This window comes from Lachnoclostridium phytofermentans ISDg, from assembly GCF_000018685.1.
Taxonomy (GTDB): Bacteria; Bacillota; Clostridia; order Lachnospirales; family Lachnospiraceae; genus Lachnoclostridium; species Lachnoclostridium phytofermentans.
Genome location: NC_010001.1, coordinates 2,424,743 through 2,443,454 on the forward strand (window position 1 = coordinate 2,424,743; position 18,712 = coordinate 2,443,454).

Sequence of the window (18,712 nt, forward strand, 5' to 3'; positions counted from 1 at the left end):
AAAGGAGATTGTAGTATGACAAAGAACGAATATATGGAAAAATTGAAAGAAACCTTAGTTGGGTTTGAAGCAGATATTACAAAAGAAATCTTAGAAGATTATGAAGAACATTTTGAAATGGGGCTTAAGAAAGGAAAATCAGCAGAACAAATCTGCGAGGAACTTGGTGATATTAATGAAATAGCGAAGGAATTGAAAGGTCTTGAGAAAGAACACACTTCTTCTAAGAACAATAAGGAAGAAAATACAACAACTAATTCGGAATGGAAACAAGAGAAGACAGAAGAAGTGAATCTAAAAGATATCATAGTAGATGCATTATTTGCTGATGTAATCGTGATCCCCTCAGGAAGCAATCAAATCACCTTAAATTATGTTAATTATGGGGATCAAAATCAACAGATGATGTATGAATTTAGGTCTTGGCAAGAGGGAGATAAGATTTTTGCTAAGGTTATTAAAAAAGAAACGAACTTTGGTTTCTTTAATTACATCAAAACACCTCGTATGAAAATAGAAATCAAGGTGCCTGATTATTTTCCTAATATACACTTAAACTCTACTAGTGGTGACATGAAGCTGACTGGTTCAAAGAGCAATGAGGTAGTAGTAAGTACAATAAGTGGTGATATAGAATTACAGAACTATCATGCTAAGACTATGCAATTAAAATCATTAAGCGGAGATGTAAAACTAGTAAATAGTAATGGTGAAATGCTTCGCTGCAATAGTACGAGTGGGGATTTAAGATTAGAGAGAGTTAATTATAAGGATTATATTTTGGATACCAGTAGTGGGGAGATTGAGCTAATTAGAGCTGAAGGGATTTCTGTTAACAGTAAAAATAAATCAGGAGACATTTCACTTAGAGATTGTAGAATCAATAAAGTAGATTCTAAGACATTAAGTGGTGATGTTACAATTGAAAATATAATGGCAGATTCTTTTCATATGCAAAGTACGAGTGGAGATGTTAGAGCAGAAGATTCAAAGATATCACAATTTTCTCTCCGAAGTACAAGCGGGGATGTTCGAGCATCAAGAATTAAAAGCAGTATCATAAATGCCACTAGTAAAAGTGGGGATGTTAGCGCTACAGCAGAGTCAAAGGAATGGAGAGCCTCCACGATTAGCGGTGAAGTATCCATAACATCAGAATGTGATGCAATGATAAAAGTGAGCACTATTAGTGGTGATGTTCGTTTGCAGTTACAAAATCATGGCAATGGGTATGAAGCAAATATTCGAACCGTGAGCGGTACGCGTAGCCTTACTTTTGAAGGAAGTAATAGTAATCTATATCGAAATGGAAGTTATGTTTTTGGAAATGGTGGATGTAAGGTCGAGGCAAATACAACTTCTGGTGATATTAAGATTCGAGGATAAGGAGTAATTATATTACGAGGATTACAAATAATATTTGTGACATGAAAAGATACCTTGAAATGGACTTTACAGACCAAATCAAGGTACCTTTTTTGTGCTGTATTAGTGAGCTATGTTGCTATAACCCTTCATTATAATGCTAAATGCTTTCACCAAATTTCTATTTAAAATCATATGGATTTTTATGTTTACCAAAGCAATATCCGCTATATGTAATACCAATTAGCATCAGAATAACTGATACTAAAAAAGTTGGAATAGAAATACTATCAGGTAACTCAATGATAAATCTATTTGTTATGGTATAAATGAGATAGATTAACAACCCCAAAGGATTAGCTAGCGCCAATAATTTTTTCTTCATATACAACCCTCCTCTTAAATAAGTTTCTTATAGTTGCAATTGCTATAATTGTCTATTTCTTTTAAAAAATTTTCAATATCCTTCCAACTCTATTTCTTTTAAATACTTTAAATATCCTTCCATGATCTATTTCTTACATAGACAGTGTAGAATAACACCATCCTCAGGTTTGTAGATTTCACCACGCCCAGACAAAAGGATTGTAAAATTATTCTGCTTTGCATAAGAGGAAAGTTCATCTGGAAGAAACGTTTCCCAATATATTTCTTTACTACTGTATGGATAAAACTTTCGACCTTCTAAGCATAGTTCGTGTGTATCTGATATATATTCATAGTCATGACCAGAAAAACTTAAAATTCCGTCTTTTCTCAATAATCGATTACATTCTGAAAAAAAACTTTGCTTATAATCAGCTCCGTATAGTAACCCAAAGGTCTGTGCCCAGAGTATAATCACATCAAAGGTATTGTCATCGAATGGAATATGACGTCCATCGTAAGGATAGAAGGGGATAGAATAACCTGTTGATTCTGCTAAAGCCGTAACCTCTGTAATGATAGAATGTGAAATATCTATTCCAACCACGGAAAAGCCCAAGTCACTTAATGCAAATGCTTCCCTTCCCAAACCGCATCCAATATTTAAAATCGATGCGTTTTTCGGAAAGTGACTTATAACCTCCTTTTCCCATATCTTCAAGCCTTTCCAAGACTTCATTTCATTAACATTATCTTTGGTTTCATACCATTGATTAACTGAATTTTGAGACATAGGTAGAACCTCCTTATGAGTTCGCATATAATTCATTATTTGGAAAAAAATGATAGCAAAGTGAGATTTGATATCTCCTAAGTATATTATAGATATTTATTTGTTAAATTCAAGTGCGATCATAAAGGTTCATAGAAAGCATACAGAGATGATATTATTCATATAAAGTGCATTCCTATTTTGTAGAAATAGAGGATTGCCAAATTTCAATTTATCATGTATAATAAATACTCGTGTGGTAGCAATATCATGAATATTAGGAGATGTATCGAAGAGGCCATAACGAGCCTGACTCGAAATCAGGTTGCCTGCAAGGGCACGTGGGTTCGAATCCCACCGTCTCCGTTCATAATGATTAGTCCTAATCCTTCGGGGTTGGGATTTTTTTGTTATTAACAACATAGATAAACCAAATCAATACACTCATTTATTTTCACGCAAATGGACAAAAAACCCCACTGCAACTGAGAGTTGCTAATATTTCAAGCTTACTTGGTCGACATCTCTTCCAGTATTTGCTATACTACAAGCAGTAAAGGAGGTATATTATGAAATTGGGAGAAAAAATTGTAATGTTTCGTACAGAGCATCACTTATCTCAAGGCGATCTTGCAGAGAAGTTAGGTGTTTCTCGACAGTCTATTTCAAAATGGGAAACTGGTGGTAGCGTTCCTGATTTAGATAAACTTATCGCTTTAAGCGAGTTGTTTGATGTTTCTCTTGATAATCTCGTTAAGGATCAAGAGCCAAAGATAAATACAGAGTCTAAATCGTCAGAATCCTCAGAATCCTCGGAATCAGTATCGAAGTATCCGACACGAAAAGTTGTTGGATGGATTTTACTGGGTGTAGGTTTACAATGCATGGTTTTGGGGCTTTTCCTAAATATTTTGTTGGCAGTTTTGGGAGGTTACCTGATATTGTGTGGTATTATCTGCCAGGCTATTCAAAAGCATCCAGGACTTGTGATTGGTTGGGGAACCTTTTTGCCTTGTGCGTACTTTCTTCCAAGGATAACCAGTGCAAATATGATAATGATCTTTCTGTCCTATGCCTATCGAGGCGGATGGACGATACAACTGATTATTTCCTATGCCTTTTGGACTATGCTATTCCTGCTGATTTTTACAACAGTTAGAAAAACGAGAATGAAAAACTACCCATTCCTGTTCTGTGGCTGGGCAATCTTTTTTCAAGTATATGGTTTCATACCTATCGCGTTTCGCTATACAGGGAAAATTGAGAAATTTTACATTGCATTTTCTTGGTGCGTGATTTTATTTCTTATTGTACTTCTATTTTTCACAGGAAAATGCATTTACAGTTATTCTAGAATAGCCAAGGAAAGAAATTGAGTAAAGGGTTGACATGCACGATTTTATATTGAATGTCAACTCTTTTATTTTGTTGTTATAATCCAAGCATAGTCAAAGTATCATTGTGTAAGGGTGGTGAACGGATTTTTTTTCATAATACCATTGCTGTTGTATCAGTGATATCGGCTTTGAAAGGTAATTATTTTTCGCTCTAATTTATTCAATTAAATCGGGCTTATCAGTTATTACTGTGATAAACTATGGCACTTATATTTGTAGGTGCTTTTTGTTTGCACTCAGGCATTATCCGACCGGAAACTGATGTCAGCGTTGAAGCAGGTAGAAACGATTTAATGGTAAAATTAAGTATAAATTCCAAATAATATATGTTATAATTGCATTTATATAATGTGAAAAGGTGAGGAGTGATAATTTTGTACAAAAAAATAGCTGTTGTCCTTTTGCTGGCAGCTTTATTATTTTCTCTAAGCTCATGTTCTTTTGAGAATAAGAGAGAAGGAGACAATTCATTCACTGTTTTGTCAAGCAGCGAAAATAAGGATTTAGAGCAAATGCTCATGGAATTTGCAGAAAAAAATAAAATTAATTTAAAGTTTGAGTACACAGGGTCTTTAAATATTCCTTCTATGATAAAATCATCGCAAAAGGATTATGATGCCGTATGGTCCTCAAACAGCATATGGAATGCTTCTATCTCAAGTTCTGTTTTAAAAAATTCTAAGTCCATATCTGTTAATCCCGTAATATTTGCAGTGAAAGAAAGTAGATATAAAAACTTGGGATTTAGTAAAGACACGGTTGTAAACGATCTGGTGCAGGCCGTTGAAAAAGGAAATCTAAAGTTTCTAATGCCTTCGGTTACTCAAACAAACAGCGGAGCATCAGCTTACATAGGATTTTTAAACTGTCTGGCAGGTAATCCTCCAGTTTTAACAGAGGAAGACTTGAATTCAGAGGCTCTACAAGAAAGCTTAAAGACCTTGTTTAAAGGAGTGGTCAGAAACTCCGGTAGTGATGAATACTTAATAGACATCTTCAATGAAGGTGGCTACGATGCACTTGTAAACTATGAATCTTCGCTAATAGAACTGAACAATCAGTTAATAAAAAGTAATAAAGAACCTTTAAGATTCATTTATCCTTCCGACGGAGTTTCCGTTTCGGACAGCCCCTTTGCGTACATAGACAACAATAATGAGAAAAAACTGGAAATATTTAACAAGCTACAAAGCTTCTTATTGTCTTCGGATACCCAGCAAAAGCTTGAAAGCATGGGTAGAAGAACCACTTATGGTGGTCTGGTATCAAATGATGAGGTTTTTAAGGAATCTTATGGAATTGATAAGAATGCTTATTTGTCTCCTATTAAATACCCAGCAAGCTCTGTAATTAAAAATGCACTGAATCTTTACCAGGATTTGTTCAGAAAACCCTCAGTGGTTGTTTTTTGCCTTGATTATTCAGGCAGCATGTTTGGGGAAGGAAATGAACAGCTTGTTGCGGCAATGGAAAAGATATTGGATCATAAACTGGCATCGGAGGATATGATACAGTTTTCGAAAATGGATAAAATATTTGTTATTCCGTTTTCAAGTGAACTCAAATGGGTGGATTCAGCTATATCCGGAATAGATACAGCTAACCTAATTTCCAGGATAAAGGATACGGAGGCACATGGAAAAACGAATATATACGCGCCTGTTGAGCATGCCATTGAAATATTAAAGGATTTTGATGCTGATGTATATACAAAATCCATTGTTTTAATGACAGACGGTGAATCAGCCGGTAATTTCCGTAAAGGTACATCCTACGATATACCTGTGTTTTCAATTATGTTCGGAGAAGCAAATCCGAAGCAACTGGATGAAATTAGCCGACTTACAAAAGGCAAGACCTTTGACGGCAGAATAGGCCTTATTAATGCTTTTAAGGAAATAAGAGGATATAATTAGAGGAGATTCAATATGAAAGAAATATTTCTTGGTGTTGTTTCGGCAGCAGTATTCCTTGCAGTTTGGCTTATAGGCGGCAACATTGTAATATCCATCTTAAGCAGTGCAGGTTGCCTAATTATAGCCGTATTTACGATAAGGACTTTAGAAAATGAAAAGAAAATAAAGATAGACTTAAAGGGTGATGAAAATGCATACGATAAGGTCTATAAATCAATTATCGATTACATTTCTTCCATTTCAAGGTATAGGGATAAATTTAGAAGCCTGAATGTGGAGAGTGATATTATATCCCCGGACGTTATAACTATGATGGATTCAATCCATAAAACATGCTTGAAAATATCGGATGCCCTTAAGGAAGACAATTCTCTTTACACGAAGTTGAATGATTTTTCCTCATATTATTTGCCTGGGCTGATAAATATTTTAGATACCTATGCGAATTTGGCTGAAGGCTCATTTAAAGCAGATGAATCACAAAAATTCGCCTTGCAGTTTTACCAATTTCTTACTCAGATAACAGATGCCTTCGATAAAAAATATTACAGCCTTTTCTCAAATGATGTTCTGGACAGTAAGGCTGAAATGGTTGCTATGACGGCCTTATTCAAATCAGAAGGACTTGTGGATAATAAAGATTTTATGGGAGGAACAAGATGAAAAATATAGTAAAAGGAGTAATTGCTTTTGTAGCAGTTATTGTAATAGGTATAGCAGTATCAATTATAATAAAGCCAAAGGATAAGGCGGTTACTGTGATGGGAGCAGTAGGGGGAGGTAAGGAAAATTTTCTTGCAGACCCGGATATTTTGGCAATTTTACATGATAAATATAATATAAACTTGAAGGTTGATAACTGGAGCAATAACAAGCTTATTAAGGACCCTATAGAAACAAAGGAAAAAGAGGGCTATGACTTTGTTTTTTTCAGCGACGAAAGATTCTATGAATATTATAAAAGACCTGCAGTAGCCGACGAGGCTCCAAGATTAAAAACGCTAAAATCCAATATTGTTTTATCAACTCCAATAGTGGTTTACAGCTGGGACAGCATATGCGATTCTCTTATATCTAATGGTGTAGTGGAAAAAATTCAGGATACTTACTACATTGTTGATATGCCGGCTGTTTTGTCATACATTGAAAATAATACAAAATGGTCGGATATAGGCATAAAGGACATATACGGCAAAATTAATATTGCCAGCACAGATCCAGTAACATCCTCACCTGGTACAACATACTACGGATTACTGGCATCAATTATGAATGAGGGATATGTGGATGAAAGTAATATTAACAATGTTCTTCCAAAACTCAAGGATTTTTACAAGTTATCAGGCTTTATGAACAATACTCCCGCCGATTTATTTGATCTGTATCTTAGAATGGGAAAGGGTGCTTATCCCATGATAGTTGATTATGAAAAATCCATTATTGACTTTGCCAATAACAATCCTGATGGCTTTAACAAGGTCAAGGACAAGGTAAGAATACTGTATCCGAATCCAACCACATGGAATTCCCATTGTATAATGAGTTTTACAGAGAATGGTACATCCTATGTGGATGCTTTGGCTGATCCGGAAATTCAAAAAATAGCATGGGAAAAATACGGCTTTAGAACCGGTGTGGTAGGTGGAGATTACGATGTTAATTCGGTGCCAATAAAGGGAATCCCGCAGGAAATAACCTCGGCAACAAAGGGGCTTCAGAAAGAAATTTATGATAAAATAATTGAAGCACTTAAAAATTAATTCTTGTTACCTAATCATTCCACGGTAAGCGGATTGATCCATGGGAAAACAGACAGATGCTGAGTTTTCTTTAACAGCTGGCTGATTTTCTATGGATGAGAGCGGCCTGAACAGTTAATCCGCACAATTACAATAAGTATTTAATTATTAATATATTAAAGGAGACTGAAAATGGAAGAAATTAAATTAGATTTCGGGAATGAAGCACAAACATTACCAGAAAAAAATCAAACAGAAGAAGCTGGTATGAAATTATCAGCTTTAACTCCACAAGAACAGAAGCAGGTTTTGGAGTTTGTAGAAAAAATTGATGTTACAGACAGTAACGCTATTGTTACATATGGTTCTGGTGCGCAAACTAAGCTTGCAAAATTTGCAGACGATACACTGAAGAATGTTAAGACAAAGGACTCCGGAGAGGCGGGCAAGTTGCTTTCTGACCTGGTTGTCACCATAAAAAACTTTGATTACGTAGGCGAAAACAAGGGCTTTTTAGGTAATCTATTCGGAAAGGCAAAAAATGAAATTGATAAGATGATTGCTCGCTACAGCGATGTTGAAGTAAATATCGACAAAATAACCAATATGCTACAGTCTCACCGTCACACCATGCTTAAGGACATCGCCATGTATGATGAAATGTATAAAACTAATTTGGATTACTTCAAAGAGCTTACCATGTACATTGTAGCAGGCAAGGAAAAAATTAAGGAAGTGAACGAAAAAGTAATTCCAGAGCTAAGAGAACAAGCTACCAGGTCAGGAGACGAAGCAGAGGCTCAAAAGCTGAATGATTTCGTTAATGCGGTAAATCGTTTTGAAAAGAAGGTTTATGACCTACAGCTCAGCCGTCAGATATCACTTCAGATGGGACCTCAGATACGCTTAATTCAAAATAATGACGCCCAGCTGGCCGACAAAATACAATCTTCAATTGTAAATTCCATACCTTTATGGAAAAACCAGATGGTTATATCCCTTGGTCTTGAAAATGCAAAGGCTGCTCTTGCTGCTCAGACAAAAGTTACAGACATGACAAACGAGCTTTTAAAGAAAAATTCCGAAATGCTTAAAGCAGGTACTCTGGATGTGGCCAAAGAAAGTGAGAGGGGAATTGTCTCCATAGAAACAATTAAAAAGGTAAATCAGGATTTAATAGACACAATTAACCAAGTACTTGAAATACAAAGGAAGGGTAAGGAAGAAAGGATAGCCGCCGAGTCAGAGTTAGTTACAATAGAATCAGAGCTTAAGCAAACTCTAGTAGCCATAAGATAATGCACACAAAAAAAGAAGATATATCATAATAGTGGTATATCTTCTTTTTTAAAAGTATATGATTATGCTAATATGATAGAAAAACTATCTATTTAGCAACTCTTTTTTAATGCCAAGCTTTTAAGTAAGCACAAGAGCAGTACTTAGGAATCCTCTCGATCAGAGTCCACCGCAAACTGCTTTTTATAGGCTGCATGGCTAAACTCTTCCTCTGCCTTTTCAATTGAAATTCCAGGAAAATGGACTCCTTTTTTTGTTTTCACATCAAAAGTACTTCGTCCAAGACCCTTCTTAATTATTTTATGAAGATAATGAATTGCTTGTGGTTTAAAGCCAAGTAATCTTGCACCAACGACATCGGTGCTTACAGGATCTGTACCACATAAAACCATTCCAGTATGAATGGCAGTTCCTTTATGTGGACCAGTACCAATCATAGCAGGGCTTGCACTGACGATGGAAACGTCAATTGTGAATTTCTCAAACATAGCAGCGATAAAATCATGCAAATCATTATGAATACCAAGATCTTTTTTTGGATAACCTTGTTCATCCCCAGCAGGCCAACCCATAGTAATATTCTTAATCGCAGCAGAAATGGTAGCTTCTTCATGAATTTTAAGCTGTGTAAATGAAATGAGGAAGGTCATTTCATTAAATAGCTGATTTAGGCATAGTCTGGAAGGACAAGGATGATTGATATCAATACTAATAAATGGACCTTGGTTAAGATTTATGAATTCTACTTTTTCTTCTTTAATAATACTTGCAAATCCTACTTGTTCCATCAAACTAATAACGTCCTCATCACCAGGACCAGTTGCAACGACAATTCTTTTAGGTTTGCAACTCTTTACTAGTCTTATAATGGTTCGTAAACTTTCAGGTCCTACAACTCTGCCGCTGCAAGGGCTTGCTGGAGAGACCCAGTTAGGTGTTATAACGACCACATCTTCAGGTGAAATCATGTTAGAAAACTGAATAAGCTTAAGTCCTTCTTCAATAGCAAGCGATTCATTTTCATTTTTTGTTATTGCGACTATTGGTTTTATTGTTCTGCGAACACGCATATAGAAAGCTCCTTTCATTAGATGACTGAATTATATAAAGTATTAGCAAATTAATGAGGAGACATTCGATGGATAGAATATTTTACGGTATAGGAATGATGACTATGGTATAATGATGAGGCAATCACAATGCATATGCAGAAGACAATGTTTCAGATCATGAAAGAATGAATTTAATGGAGGATTTAAATGCGAAAAGTATTATGTTATATTTATGATGGAATGGCAGACTTTGAAATAAGCTTATTACTTCACCGATTAAAAAATACTGGTAAGAAAGAGATTATATCAATTTCAGAAAATGTTGAAGCAATTGTGGCTCAATCGGGACTTAGATATATTCCAGATATGAAAATTGATGATATTAGATGTATAGAAGATGTTGAAGCCTTAATAATTCCGGGAGGCCCAATTGATAATAATCAAAATTGCATCTGTAAACTTGCTAATGATATTATAAATAGTGGTAAACTGTTAGCAGCAATTTGTTTTGGTCCACAATTTTTTGGACGTGCTGGAATACTTGATAATTATATATACACAACTTCATGTTCAGTAGAAAAAATCAAACAACTGGAATGTGAAGATCCATTCAATCGTGAAAAATATGTACATAAGAGAACAGTTGTAGATCGAAATCTTATAACTGCACAGGGATATGCGTTTGTGGATTTTGCTATGGAGGTATGTAAATATATGAAAATATTTGAGAGTGAACAAGAAGCATATGAACAAATAGGACGAGTAAAAGAAGAATAAAAAATTAAGGTGGTATAATTATGGAATTTGAAGATGTAGTTCAAAAAAGAAGAAGTATACGAAAATTTTCTCCCCATTGTGTTGAGAAAGAAAAAATAGAAAAATTACTGGAATGTGCAAGACTCTGTCAGTCAGCAAAAAACAGACAGCCGTGGAAATTCATGATTTTAGAGAATCATGACAAAAATCAGATTGCAGATATCATGCTCGCATTATTTCAACAAAATAATGTTGAACTTCCTGGATATATGAATAGCTCGAAATCTTCGGCTAACATCATTAAAAATGCCCCGCTATTGATATTGGTATTTAAGGACAAGGACGATGATTGGCAAACTGGTGATCTACTTTCAATAGGAGCTGCTATCGAACACATATGTCTTGAAGCTGTGAATTTATGGCTTGGTGCGTTGTGGATTAGAGATACTTCATATACTGAAAATGAGATATGCAAGTCGGTTGGGTACAATGACCTTCAACTAGTTTCTGCTATTGCTATTGGTTATCCTGCTGAATCTCCATCTCAAAGACCGAGAAAAGCAATGGAGGATATAATAATACCTCTTCGCTAAATTTCTAATTTGCAGGTGAGATTGTGATCATAATCTCCAATCTATTTTGACTTAAAGACATTAAAAAGATTATCTTGTAATGTAGAAACATTATGAGGTAGTCTTTTTTAAATTTTATAAGAGATTGTCCCCGTTGATAAAAAGTTTCTTATGATGTGCAACATTCTGAAGTAGTCATTTTTGATATAGAAAAAACCTTGTTTTGAAGATGATAGTACGCAACAATAATAGCAACACCTAATACCAAATCTTTAGGATAGAATCATGATTTATTGGTAAGTTGATCAAATAAAATTCAGTTGAATAATGGCATTATATGGTATATTATAAAGGAAGATTTAATTGATTCGAAATAATACATAACTAATACATATTAGTGAAGTGAGAAATTAAAATACTGAAACTGAAAGGATGAGAAGCATTGAAATCAAAGGAATTACAAAGTTATAAGAGGAGGAAGCAAATGAGAAAGAAATGGTTTGTAAGCAATTTTAAGAAGAGAGTGATCTTGATAGCTGCTTCATTATGCTTGTTGGTTAATAGTCCAATTGCATACGCAGCAAGTGGTGAATCAGAATACGATGAAAAATATGATGAAGTTTTAGAAGTCAGTAGTCTTGATGAAGATAATGTAAATACAGATATTAATGACTTTTTTTATGGTGGTATGGAAAAGCTATCAGATGATCCATATCACTTTGATTATTCGAACATGCCAAGAGGACATCAATACCGTGTTGGCGATTTTCTATGTAATGGAACGAGTCTAATAGCTTATCTTGGTAATGAGAAAAATGTAATCATTCCAGAAGGAATTACATGTATTGGTCGTGAAGATGTACTATTAAGCAGTGCTTTTGGTGGTAAACCTGTTGTTTCTGTTACATTTCCAAGTACACTAAAGGTTGTGGGGCAGTATACTTTTTATGAATGCATGGATTTAAAGACTGTGACCATGAATTCAGGGTTAGAAAAGATAGGTTCCTACTGCTTTTATAGTACTGCACTAGAGACGATTACAATTCCGGAATCTGTGAAATTGGTAGGGGCCAGTGCATTTAGCGAGGCAAAGAAATTAAAGAAGGTGAACATAAAGGGGAAAGATATTCGATTCGATCAGAGGGTTTTTGAGGAAACTCCCTTCCTAAAATCTTTGTATAATAAAGATAAAGTTGCGACTATAGATAACTATCTTTTGGATGCAACAGGATATACAAAAGCAAAGTTTGTGGTTCCAAGCGCAGTAACGAGTATCGCGGGTTCAGCTTTCTTTTTGAACTGCGACGTGAAAGAAATAGTGATGCATGATAATGTAACAACGCTAGGTAGCGAAGTATTTCGCAACTGTGAAAATCTAAAGAAGATAACAATGTCTAAAAAACTCACAACGATTCCTTCTTGGGCATTTGTCAGATGTGATAGTTTGGAGGAAATTACAATACCTGAATCTGTAACGGAAGTGGAAAGTATGGCATTTTCGGGCCTGAATTGGCTTGAAAAAATAAACTTTTTATCAAAAACCACCAATTTAGAAAGTGGTGTATTTGAAGGTACACCTTGGATGGCTGCACAACAAGCAATATCCCCATTTGTTATCATTAATGGAGTTCTAATAGATGCAACGAAGGCCTCTGGTAAAGTGGTAGTACCGAATACAGTTAAAATCATCAACGATGAAGCATTCGCAGGAAATGAAGAGGTAACAGAAATCATACTCCCTGATACTGTAGTTAGAATTGATGAATATGCATTTTGGTCATGTCCAAATTTGAAGAGTATTGATTTGGGTAACTCTGTAAAGAAAATAGGAGAAAGTGCATTTAAACTTTGTCCATCACTAACTGCTGTTGTTTTTCCTGATTCAGTAGAGGAACTTGGGAGTTATATGTTTAAAGATTGCAATGCAGTGGAATATGTTCGCTTGCCTGCCAATCTAAAGCGATTAGATGATTATGTATTATCAGATACGTCAATTACCTCACTCGTGATTCCTAGCAGTGTAACATTCATTGATAGGTATGCTTTGTCTTATTGCGACAAGCTTGAAAAACTCTATTTATCTTATGAGTTAGACGAAAACAGCTATATTTTAGGTGGAGCAGGTTCAGAAAATTTTGTTGTATATTATCCACAGGAGGAGAAATTTGACTGGTTAAACAAATATATCGGTGAGATAGGAAGTAGAATTGCTCAATCTAATTACTCACTAAGCTATAGTACGTTGACACTTTATACATCCTGGTATGGTAAACAATTGCAACTGGAAGATGAATTTCAACGCTTTGTTGCAAATTCAAAGCTCATATGGAAATCTGATAATACCAAGGTCGCAACTGTAACGAATGGTAAGGTGACTCCCGTTAGTACAGGTACTACAACAATCTCAGCAACTTATGATAATAAGACTTATACTTGCACGGTAACTGTGAAAGATCCTTCCTTAAATAAGTCAAAGGTCACTTTAACAAAATGGGATAGCACCTTCCTTTTTCTTTTGAATGCAAAGACATCCGATGTGAAATGGACAACTACTGATAAATCTGTTGTAACTGTATTACAATCAGGGATGATCCAAGCAAAAAAGAAAGGGACAGCTACAATCACAGCGACAGTGAGTGGTAAGAAATATTCATGCAAGGTTACTGTGAAGAATTAGAAATGAAGGTTACTGTGAAAAATTAGAAATACAGTAAAATAGTTGAAGAAGAGTAAAAGTCTCAGATTCTTAAAAATAAAGAGTTCTGAGACTTTTATGTTGAAAAAACTATCTTACAATGCTCAATGTAGTTAAAGCAAGGCGTGCTCTTTATTCCTTTGTTGAGACAAACAGTTGCTTTAATGATAATATTTAAATTATAGCTTGAAAACAGAAAGTTGATTGTCTAAATCACGTGCAATGTCTTTAAGTGATTGAGAGGAATTTGCCAAGTTATTTACCGTAATGTCTAGTTCCTGTGCCGAACTTGAGGTTTGCTCAGTTACAGCTGCATTTTCGTGTGATATCGAGGCAAGTAAACGAATAACATTGGCAATCGTATTCTTTGAATCATTTAAATCGTCGACTTTTGTACGAATATTCTCTACATTATCTGAGGAAATATTGATACCTTCAGTAATCGATGCAAAGTTTTGTTCTGTCTGATGAAGATAGGCTTGTTGGGTATCGATACTGGACTTTACTTCTTTCATAACTTCAACTGTTGTATTGGATTCATGAAGAAGCTTCTTAATAATTAATTCAATCTCGCTAGCGGAAGCTCTGGATTGGTCTGCTAGTTTTCTGATTTCTTCAGCAACCACAGTAAATCCACGACCGGAGGCACCGGCTCTAGCAGCTTCTATGCTTGCATTTAAGGATAACAAATCAGTTTCTTCTGCAATGGCTTGAATAAGACCGACTGCTTTTTGAATCTCTTGAGCAGCTTGATTCGTAGTATCAGTTTGCTTTGCTATCTTGTCAACTGAGTTCATCGTCTGATCATTGGATTCGCTCAATTGATGAAGAATTTGAGTAGATTGTTTTTCTGCTTTTGACATTGTTTGTGCTGTCTTAGTAAGAGCATCAACTGCTTCCGTAATAGAAATCATCTGTGTATCTATCATCGAAATATTTTCTGAAGCAGTTTGTGTTTGCTTCGCCTGAGTCATTGCCTGTTTCGCTATTTCATCCATTGCATTAGATACTTCATTTACCGTTGTATCCGTGGAGGCGGAGGCAGCGGATAGAGTGTCTGAGGAGATTACTAATTCTGCTGTGGATGCTTTTATCTTACTTACGATATGTAGTAATTGCTGCTGTAAGGAAGCAGAGTTTTGCAAGATATGACCGATTTCATCTCGCCGATGTAAATATTTTCTTGGCAAGGAAGTAGCTAAGTTGCCTTCGGAGACTTTGGATAAAAAGTTGTTTGCTTCTGTCATGGCTTTGCTGAGTCTACGAGAAATAAGAATCGTAAGAATGGCGGAAAGCGCAATAAATATAATCGAAATAATTAAAATACGTAGAATCTGCGAGTCAATCGATGTTTGAACGGAACTATATTCCTTTCCAGCGAAAACCATACCCACGATTTTACCATCAGGATCACGAAGAGGTTGATAATATGCGTAATAGCGTTGTCCTTCAATGACGAGGGAATCACTATAATAGGTATTTCCCTCCATTTCGACATCCTGCCTTACCTTTGAGTCTGGAGAGGAGGCAACGGCACGTGCACCATCTTGTTCCCGTTTAATGGTTGTAATAATTCTCATACCATTAAAATATAAGGTACAATCAAAACCAGAACTTGCTTTGATAGAATCTACGAGTCGATGGTCACCTGAGATATGTTGCTTTCCTTTATTAATGCCACCAGAGACATTTGTAGTATAATCACCTGGATACAGATTAGTATAGGTCTCAACTAAGGAAGCAGATACATACTTTAGTGAATTCTCAATCTCACTCTTTATACTTTCTTTTAGTATTTTAGTACTGCTTACAGTTAGAACAATATCCAAGACTAATAAAGGAAGTAGACCTAAGGCAAGTAATTTCATAATAATACTAGTATTCTTTTTCTTACTAAACTTTTTACTATTTTTCATAAATCAACCTTTCTGCCATGGATGTTTCGTATAAAAAACATGACGTAAATTGATATTAAATACAACATTATTATACTATATATGTCTATAAAAGGAAAGATATGTTAGTAGAATTGTTGAATATACACGAAAATATAATACATATTTGGTGAAAAGCACGAAAGACTAAGACTGTTTTAAAATAGGAGTTAGGAAAACGTTATAGTTTCGACGTTAACTTAACTTTTCGTTTGAAATACAATGTAAATTGCTAGCTTCTCAGATGGACCTTGAGGTTTTAAGTTATTACGATAAATACATCACATATACTCTGACGATCCCTGATAATACAACTTATTTAATGAGTGATTATATTGGAGAAGTGGAAGGATTTAACTGAAGTGAACCCCTTTTGTTAGACAAAAGATATTGTCTAATGAAAGGGGTTATTTTTATGTCATGTGTGAGTTGCTATTGCAGATTCACTATGCAACAGCCCTTCTTTACAGAACATTATATTTGTAACATGGCTTTTATAGAAATTTTTCCATTAAGATTGATAAATAGTATTCTAAATCATTTTAATGCTACTTATCATTTACTAAATTCCCATGTGATAGACCCAAAACTTCATCTGCGTAGGTCGCAACATTTTTGGAATGAGTTACAACAATAACGCATTTATTTTGGTTATGGGCAAGATCTTTTAAAATCTCCATAATGCTTTCTTCGGTATCTGTGTCCAAATTTCCGGTTGGTTCATCAGCAATAATAATATCTGGATCGTGTGACAAAGCTCTTGCAATACCTACACGTTGTTGTTCACCACCACTAAGCTTTAAAGTTTTACGGTTTGCTTTTTCTTCATCTATAGAAACTCTGGATAGAATATCAAGTGCAAATTGCTTTTTATTTTTTTCTTTACTTTCGCTAATGTTCATGGAAAGTATGATGTTTTCAAGTACAGTTGCATTTGTTAAAAGGTTATAACCTTGAAAAATAACCCCTATTCCTTTTGCTCTATAGTCATCACGATTGATTTCTTTTAAACTTTTTCCATTCCATAAAACCTCACCGCTTGTGGCTAAATCTAATCCTGAAATTATGGATAGTAGAGTGGTCTTTCCAGAACCCGATTTTCCCATAATTGCATATAGATTTCCTTGTTCAAAGCTGAGATTGATATTTGATAAAACATTTTTACTTGTTCCCTCATATTTGTAGCAAACATTTTTAAGCTCTAAAATACTCATATTTCTAATTCCTTTCCGATAAAATCTTCATTGGTTCATATCTCAAAATAAACAGTACGCCTACACTGCTTGAAATAACAGCAATCAATAGAGCGATAGCAGATACATTAAGTACAGCTTTTGGAGTTAATACCACCTCTATTTCTTCCTGCTCTACCTTAGCACCACCCCAATTATTATTTTGACCCCTTTCAACTTGTGATTCTGAAATCATATCCGAAACAGGCTGTGCAGCAGCAGCACCGATTGAAAGTCCGATTACAAGACAAATTGCGATTGTAATAAGTGATTCATAAAGAATACCACGTACTACTTTTCCTTTTTTCATACCCATAGCACGGAGTACTCCAATTTCGTATTTACGTTCTCTGATTGAAAGAACAGATAGTAAAATTAGAATAACAGAGCCAATAATTAAAACAGCAACAAGGAAAATACTTGAAACATTTGCAAGACTTTCAGCAGGTTTTACTATTTTGTTGTAGCTAAGCTCGTCTGTAGACATTAAATAATTCTTGTGAAGTCCTTTTTCGTGAGCTTCCTTATTAAAAGCATCTAGCATATCAGGATTTTTCAAATAGTAGGTAGCCTCAACAGTATAAAGCTTTGTTTTGGCAATATTATCTTGATAATTTTTCATTGTTTCATAAGTGGTTAGAATATCGTTGCGTGGATTTGTATACGCAGAATCAAATCCGTATTTGTTCTCGGTTGAATCAAAATATATTCCTGTTATTGTTAATTTAAGAGGTGAAAATGTTGCATCCTTTGATAAATCATTTATATCAATGGTATCCCCAACCTCTAGATTGTTCAGTTTGGAAAAATCTTCGCTAATTACGCATTCGTTGTTCTGTTCAAACATTTTTCCACTTGTAATTTTTCGTTTTCCCTCTTTGAAATCCTTCATCAATTCTGGTGTGTTATATCCGTATACTGACAGATTTGCTTCATGATAAAGACCAGATGTGGTAGCACCGCCTTGAATGTTACTGTTATCTTCACTTTTCTCTTGGCCAAGTCCTTTTAGAGCTTTACCGTAAGCTGGATAGAATACCTTTATCATTGTTTCCTTTAAATATTCTGATTCGGATAGTGCTATCTTAATATCATCTGAAATTTCAGGGATATCAACCCATTGCCCATTTTTTTGTTCTTCTTCAATTTTTTCATTGTCATATTGAAGATAAATCTCCGAACCGAACTGTTCCTTATAATTTTTGATTACATTATCTGTGGCTGAATTGATAATCATTGAAATAGCAGTAAAAGTTAGCATTGCTAAAATTATAATAGTAACAATTATGTTTCGTCCTTTGTTACGAAACAGATTTTTAATTGAATTTTTTAAAATGTACATTTATGTTCCTCCTAAATTTGATGTTATGATTGTATAACAAGCGATGTAAAATCTCTGTTAAGCAATTTTAATTTGTGCATTTTAAAAATATAACAAAGATTTAACACTTAACAAAGAGTTAGGACATGTCTGGATATAATATATCTTGAGGTGATGCATACAGGAGAATTTTAATAGATGAGGATCAATTTGACTTACAAGAAGCTATTTCAGATACAAATATCTATATAGAAGATAGTAAGAATAAAATAGGTTTTATCAGCTTTGAAAAGTAA

15 protein-coding genes and 1 tRNA gene are annotated in these 18,712 nt (G+C 34.7%); 10 read left to right on the forward strand and 6 right to left on the reverse strand.

From position 1 onward, the window contains the following. The first annotated feature begins 15 nt into the window (after positions 1 to 15). Complete coding sequence (locus CPHY_RS10165; RefSeq protein WP_012199987.1) at positions 16 to 1,386, forward strand: DUF4097 family beta strand repeat-containing protein; 1,371 nt, start codon at positions 16 to 18, stop codon at positions 1,384 to 1,386. A 160-nt stretch (positions 1,387 to 1,546) separates the two neighbouring features. Here CPHY_RS10165 and CPHY_RS10170 read toward each other — a convergent pair whose 3' ends face one another. Together CPHY_RS10170 and CPHY_RS10175 are read right to left on the reverse strand one after the other, a co-directional pair. Beyond that, entirely contained in the window at positions 1,547 to 1,750 is a 204-nt protein-coding gene (locus CPHY_RS10170) for a hypothetical protein (RefSeq protein ID WP_041703487.1), read from the reverse strand. 126 nt (positions 1,751 to 1,876) lie between these two features. Beyond that, positions 1,877 to 2,524 carry a class I SAM-dependent methyltransferase gene (locus CPHY_RS10175; RefSeq protein ID WP_012199988.1) on the reverse strand — a complete coding sequence of 216 codons (648 nt, stop codon included), beginning with the start codon at positions 2,522 to 2,524 and terminating at the stop codon, positions 1,877 to 1,879. Between the two features lie 259 nt (positions 2,525 to 2,783). On the opposite strand from CPHY_RS10175, the gene CPHY_RS10180 reads away from it, so the two are divergent. The 6 genes from CPHY_RS10180 to CPHY_RS10205 all read left to right on the forward strand — a co-directional run bounded on the left by CPHY_RS10180 (position 2,784) and on the right by CPHY_RS10205 (position 8,854). Continuing rightward, positions 2,784 to 2,869, forward strand: a tRNA-Ser gene (locus CPHY_RS10180). Positions 2,870 to 3,072: 203 nt separating this feature from the next. After that, on the forward strand, positions 3,073 to 3,879 hold the full coding sequence (locus CPHY_RS20805) for a helix-turn-helix domain-containing protein (protein ID WP_012199989.1): 807 nt from the start codon (positions 3,073 to 3,075) through the stop codon (positions 3,877 to 3,879). A gap of 386 nt (positions 3,880 to 4,265) precedes the next feature. Next, positions 4,266 to 5,816: a substrate-binding domain-containing protein gene (locus CPHY_RS10190; RefSeq protein WP_242657938.1), complete on the forward strand. Its 1,551-nt coding sequence runs from the start codon at positions 4,266 to 4,268 to the stop codon at positions 5,814 to 5,816. A gap of 12 nt (positions 5,817 to 5,828) precedes the next feature. Further along, the gene (locus CPHY_RS10195; RefSeq protein WP_012199991.1) at positions 5,829 to 6,479 is read left to right on the forward strand and encodes a 5-bromo-4-chloroindolyl phosphate hydrolysis family protein; all 651 of its coding nucleotides are present in this window, start codon (positions 5,829 to 5,831) and stop codon (positions 6,477 to 6,479) included. Then, on the forward strand, positions 6,476 to 7,576 hold the full coding sequence (locus CPHY_RS10200; protein ID WP_012199992.1) for a hypothetical protein: 1,101 nt from the start codon (positions 6,476 to 6,478) through the stop codon (positions 7,574 to 7,576). The genes CPHY_RS10195 and CPHY_RS10200 overlap by 4 nt, the downstream gene beginning before the upstream one ends. Positions 7,577 to 7,747: 171 nt before the next feature. Continuing rightward, positions 7,748 to 8,854, forward strand: a complete 1,107-nt coding sequence (locus CPHY_RS10205) for a toxic anion resistance protein (RefSeq protein WP_012199993.1) — start codon at positions 7,748 to 7,750, stop codon at positions 8,852 to 8,854. A gap of 143 nt (positions 8,855 to 8,997) precedes the next feature. On the opposite strand, the gene CPHY_RS10210 is transcribed toward CPHY_RS10205, so the two are convergent. Further along, on the reverse strand, positions 8,998 to 9,924 hold the full coding sequence (locus CPHY_RS10210; RefSeq protein WP_012199994.1) for a DUF362 domain-containing protein: 927 nt from the start codon (positions 9,922 to 9,924) through the stop codon (positions 8,998 to 9,000). Positions 9,925 to 10,113: 189 nt separating this feature from the next. Here CPHY_RS10210 and CPHY_RS10215 point away from each other — a divergent pair, with 189 nt between their 5' ends. From CPHY_RS10215 to CPHY_RS10225, 3 genes are all read left to right on the forward strand, one after another. Further along, the gene (locus CPHY_RS10215; RefSeq protein ID WP_012199995.1) at positions 10,114 to 10,683 is read left to right on the forward strand and encodes a DJ-1/PfpI family protein; all 570 of its coding nucleotides are present in this window, start codon (positions 10,114 to 10,116) and stop codon (positions 10,681 to 10,683) included. Positions 10,684 to 10,703: 20 nt separating this feature from the next. After that, positions 10,704 to 11,255, forward strand: a complete 552-nt coding sequence (locus CPHY_RS10220; RefSeq protein ID WP_012199996.1) for a nitroreductase family protein — start codon at positions 10,704 to 10,706, stop codon at positions 11,253 to 11,255. 463 nt (positions 11,256 to 11,718) lie between these two features. Further along, on the forward strand, positions 11,719 to 13,911 hold the full coding sequence (locus tag CPHY_RS10225) for a leucine-rich repeat protein (protein ID WP_012199997.1): 2,193 nt from the start codon (positions 11,719 to 11,721) through the stop codon (positions 13,909 to 13,911). A gap of 197 nt (positions 13,912 to 14,108) precedes the next feature. Here CPHY_RS10225 and CPHY_RS10230 read toward each other — a convergent pair whose 3' ends face one another. The 3 genes from CPHY_RS10230 to CPHY_RS10240 all read right to left on the reverse strand — a co-directional run bounded on the left by CPHY_RS10230 (position 14,109) and on the right by CPHY_RS10240 (position 18,437). After that, on the reverse strand, positions 14,109 to 15,845 hold the full coding sequence (locus CPHY_RS10230) for a methyl-accepting chemotaxis protein (protein WP_012199998.1): 1,737 nt from the start codon (positions 15,843 to 15,845) through the stop codon (positions 14,109 to 14,111). Positions 15,846 to 16,411: 566 nt separating this feature from the next. Further along, positions 16,412 to 17,077, reverse strand: coding sequence for an ABC transporter ATP-binding protein (locus CPHY_RS10235; RefSeq protein ID WP_012199999.1), 666 nt, complete (start codon positions 17,075 to 17,077; stop codon positions 16,412 to 16,414). Positions 17,078 to 17,081: 4 nt separating this feature from the next. Then, a complete protein-coding gene (locus CPHY_RS10240) occupies positions 17,082 to 18,437 on the reverse strand; it encodes an ABC transporter permease (RefSeq protein ID WP_012200000.1) in 1,356 nt (451 codons plus the stop codon). Positions 18,438 to 18,712 lie beyond the last annotated feature (275 nt).

What these genes read in the sequence shown, in the direction of transcription:
- CPHY_RS10200 (WP_012199992.1), top strand. Translation starts at nt 6,476, where the DNA reads ATGAAAAATATAGTAAAAGGAGTAATTGCTTTTGTAGCAGTTATTGTA.
- CPHY_RS10170 (WP_041703487.1), bottom strand. Translation starts at nt 1,750, where the DNA reads ATGAAGAAAAAATTATTGGCGCTAGCTAATCCTTTGGGGTTGTTAATC.
- CPHY_RS10235 (WP_012199999.1), bottom strand. Translation starts at nt 17,077, where the DNA reads ATGAGTATTTTAGAGCTTAAAAATGTTTGCTACAAATATGAGGGAACA.
- CPHY_RS10165 (WP_012199987.1), top strand. Translation starts at nt 16, where the DNA reads ATGACAAAGAACGAATATATGGAAAAATTGAAAGAAACCTTAGTTGGG.
- CPHY_RS10205 (WP_012199993.1), top strand. Translation starts at nt 7,748, where the DNA reads ATGGAAGAAATTAAATTAGATTTCGGGAATGAAGCACAAACATTACCA.
- CPHY_RS20805 (WP_012199989.1), top strand. Translation starts at nt 3,073, where the DNA reads ATGAAATTGGGAGAAAAAATTGTAATGTTTCGTACAGAGCATCACTTA.
- CPHY_RS10195 (WP_012199991.1), top strand. Translation starts at nt 5,829, where the DNA reads ATGAAAGAAATATTTCTTGGTGTTGTTTCGGCAGCAGTATTCCTTGCA.
- CPHY_RS10175 (WP_012199988.1), bottom strand. Translation starts at nt 2,524, where the DNA reads ATGTCTCAAAATTCAGTTAATCAATGGTATGAAACCAAAGATAATGTT.
- CPHY_RS10225 (WP_012199997.1), top strand. Translation starts at nt 11,719, where the DNA reads ATGAGAAAGAAATGGTTTGTAAGCAATTTTAAGAAGAGAGTGATCTTG.
- CPHY_RS10220 (WP_012199996.1), top strand. Translation starts at nt 10,704, where the DNA reads ATGGAATTTGAAGATGTAGTTCAAAAAAGAAGAAGTATACGAAAATTT.
- CPHY_RS10210 (WP_012199994.1), bottom strand. Translation starts at nt 9,924, where the DNA reads ATGCGTGTTCGCAGAACAATAAAACCAATAGTCGCAATAACAAAAAAT.
- CPHY_RS10215 (WP_012199995.1), top strand. Translation starts at nt 10,114, where the DNA reads ATGCGAAAAGTATTATGTTATATTTATGATGGAATGGCAGACTTTGAA.
- CPHY_RS10230 (WP_012199998.1), bottom strand. Translation starts at nt 15,845, where the DNA reads ATGAAAAATAGTAAAAAGTTTAGTAAGAAAAAGAATACTAGTATTATT.
- CPHY_RS10240 (WP_012200000.1), bottom strand. Translation starts at nt 18,437, where the DNA reads ATGTACATTTTAAAAAATTCAATTAAAAATCTGTTTCGTAACAAAGGA.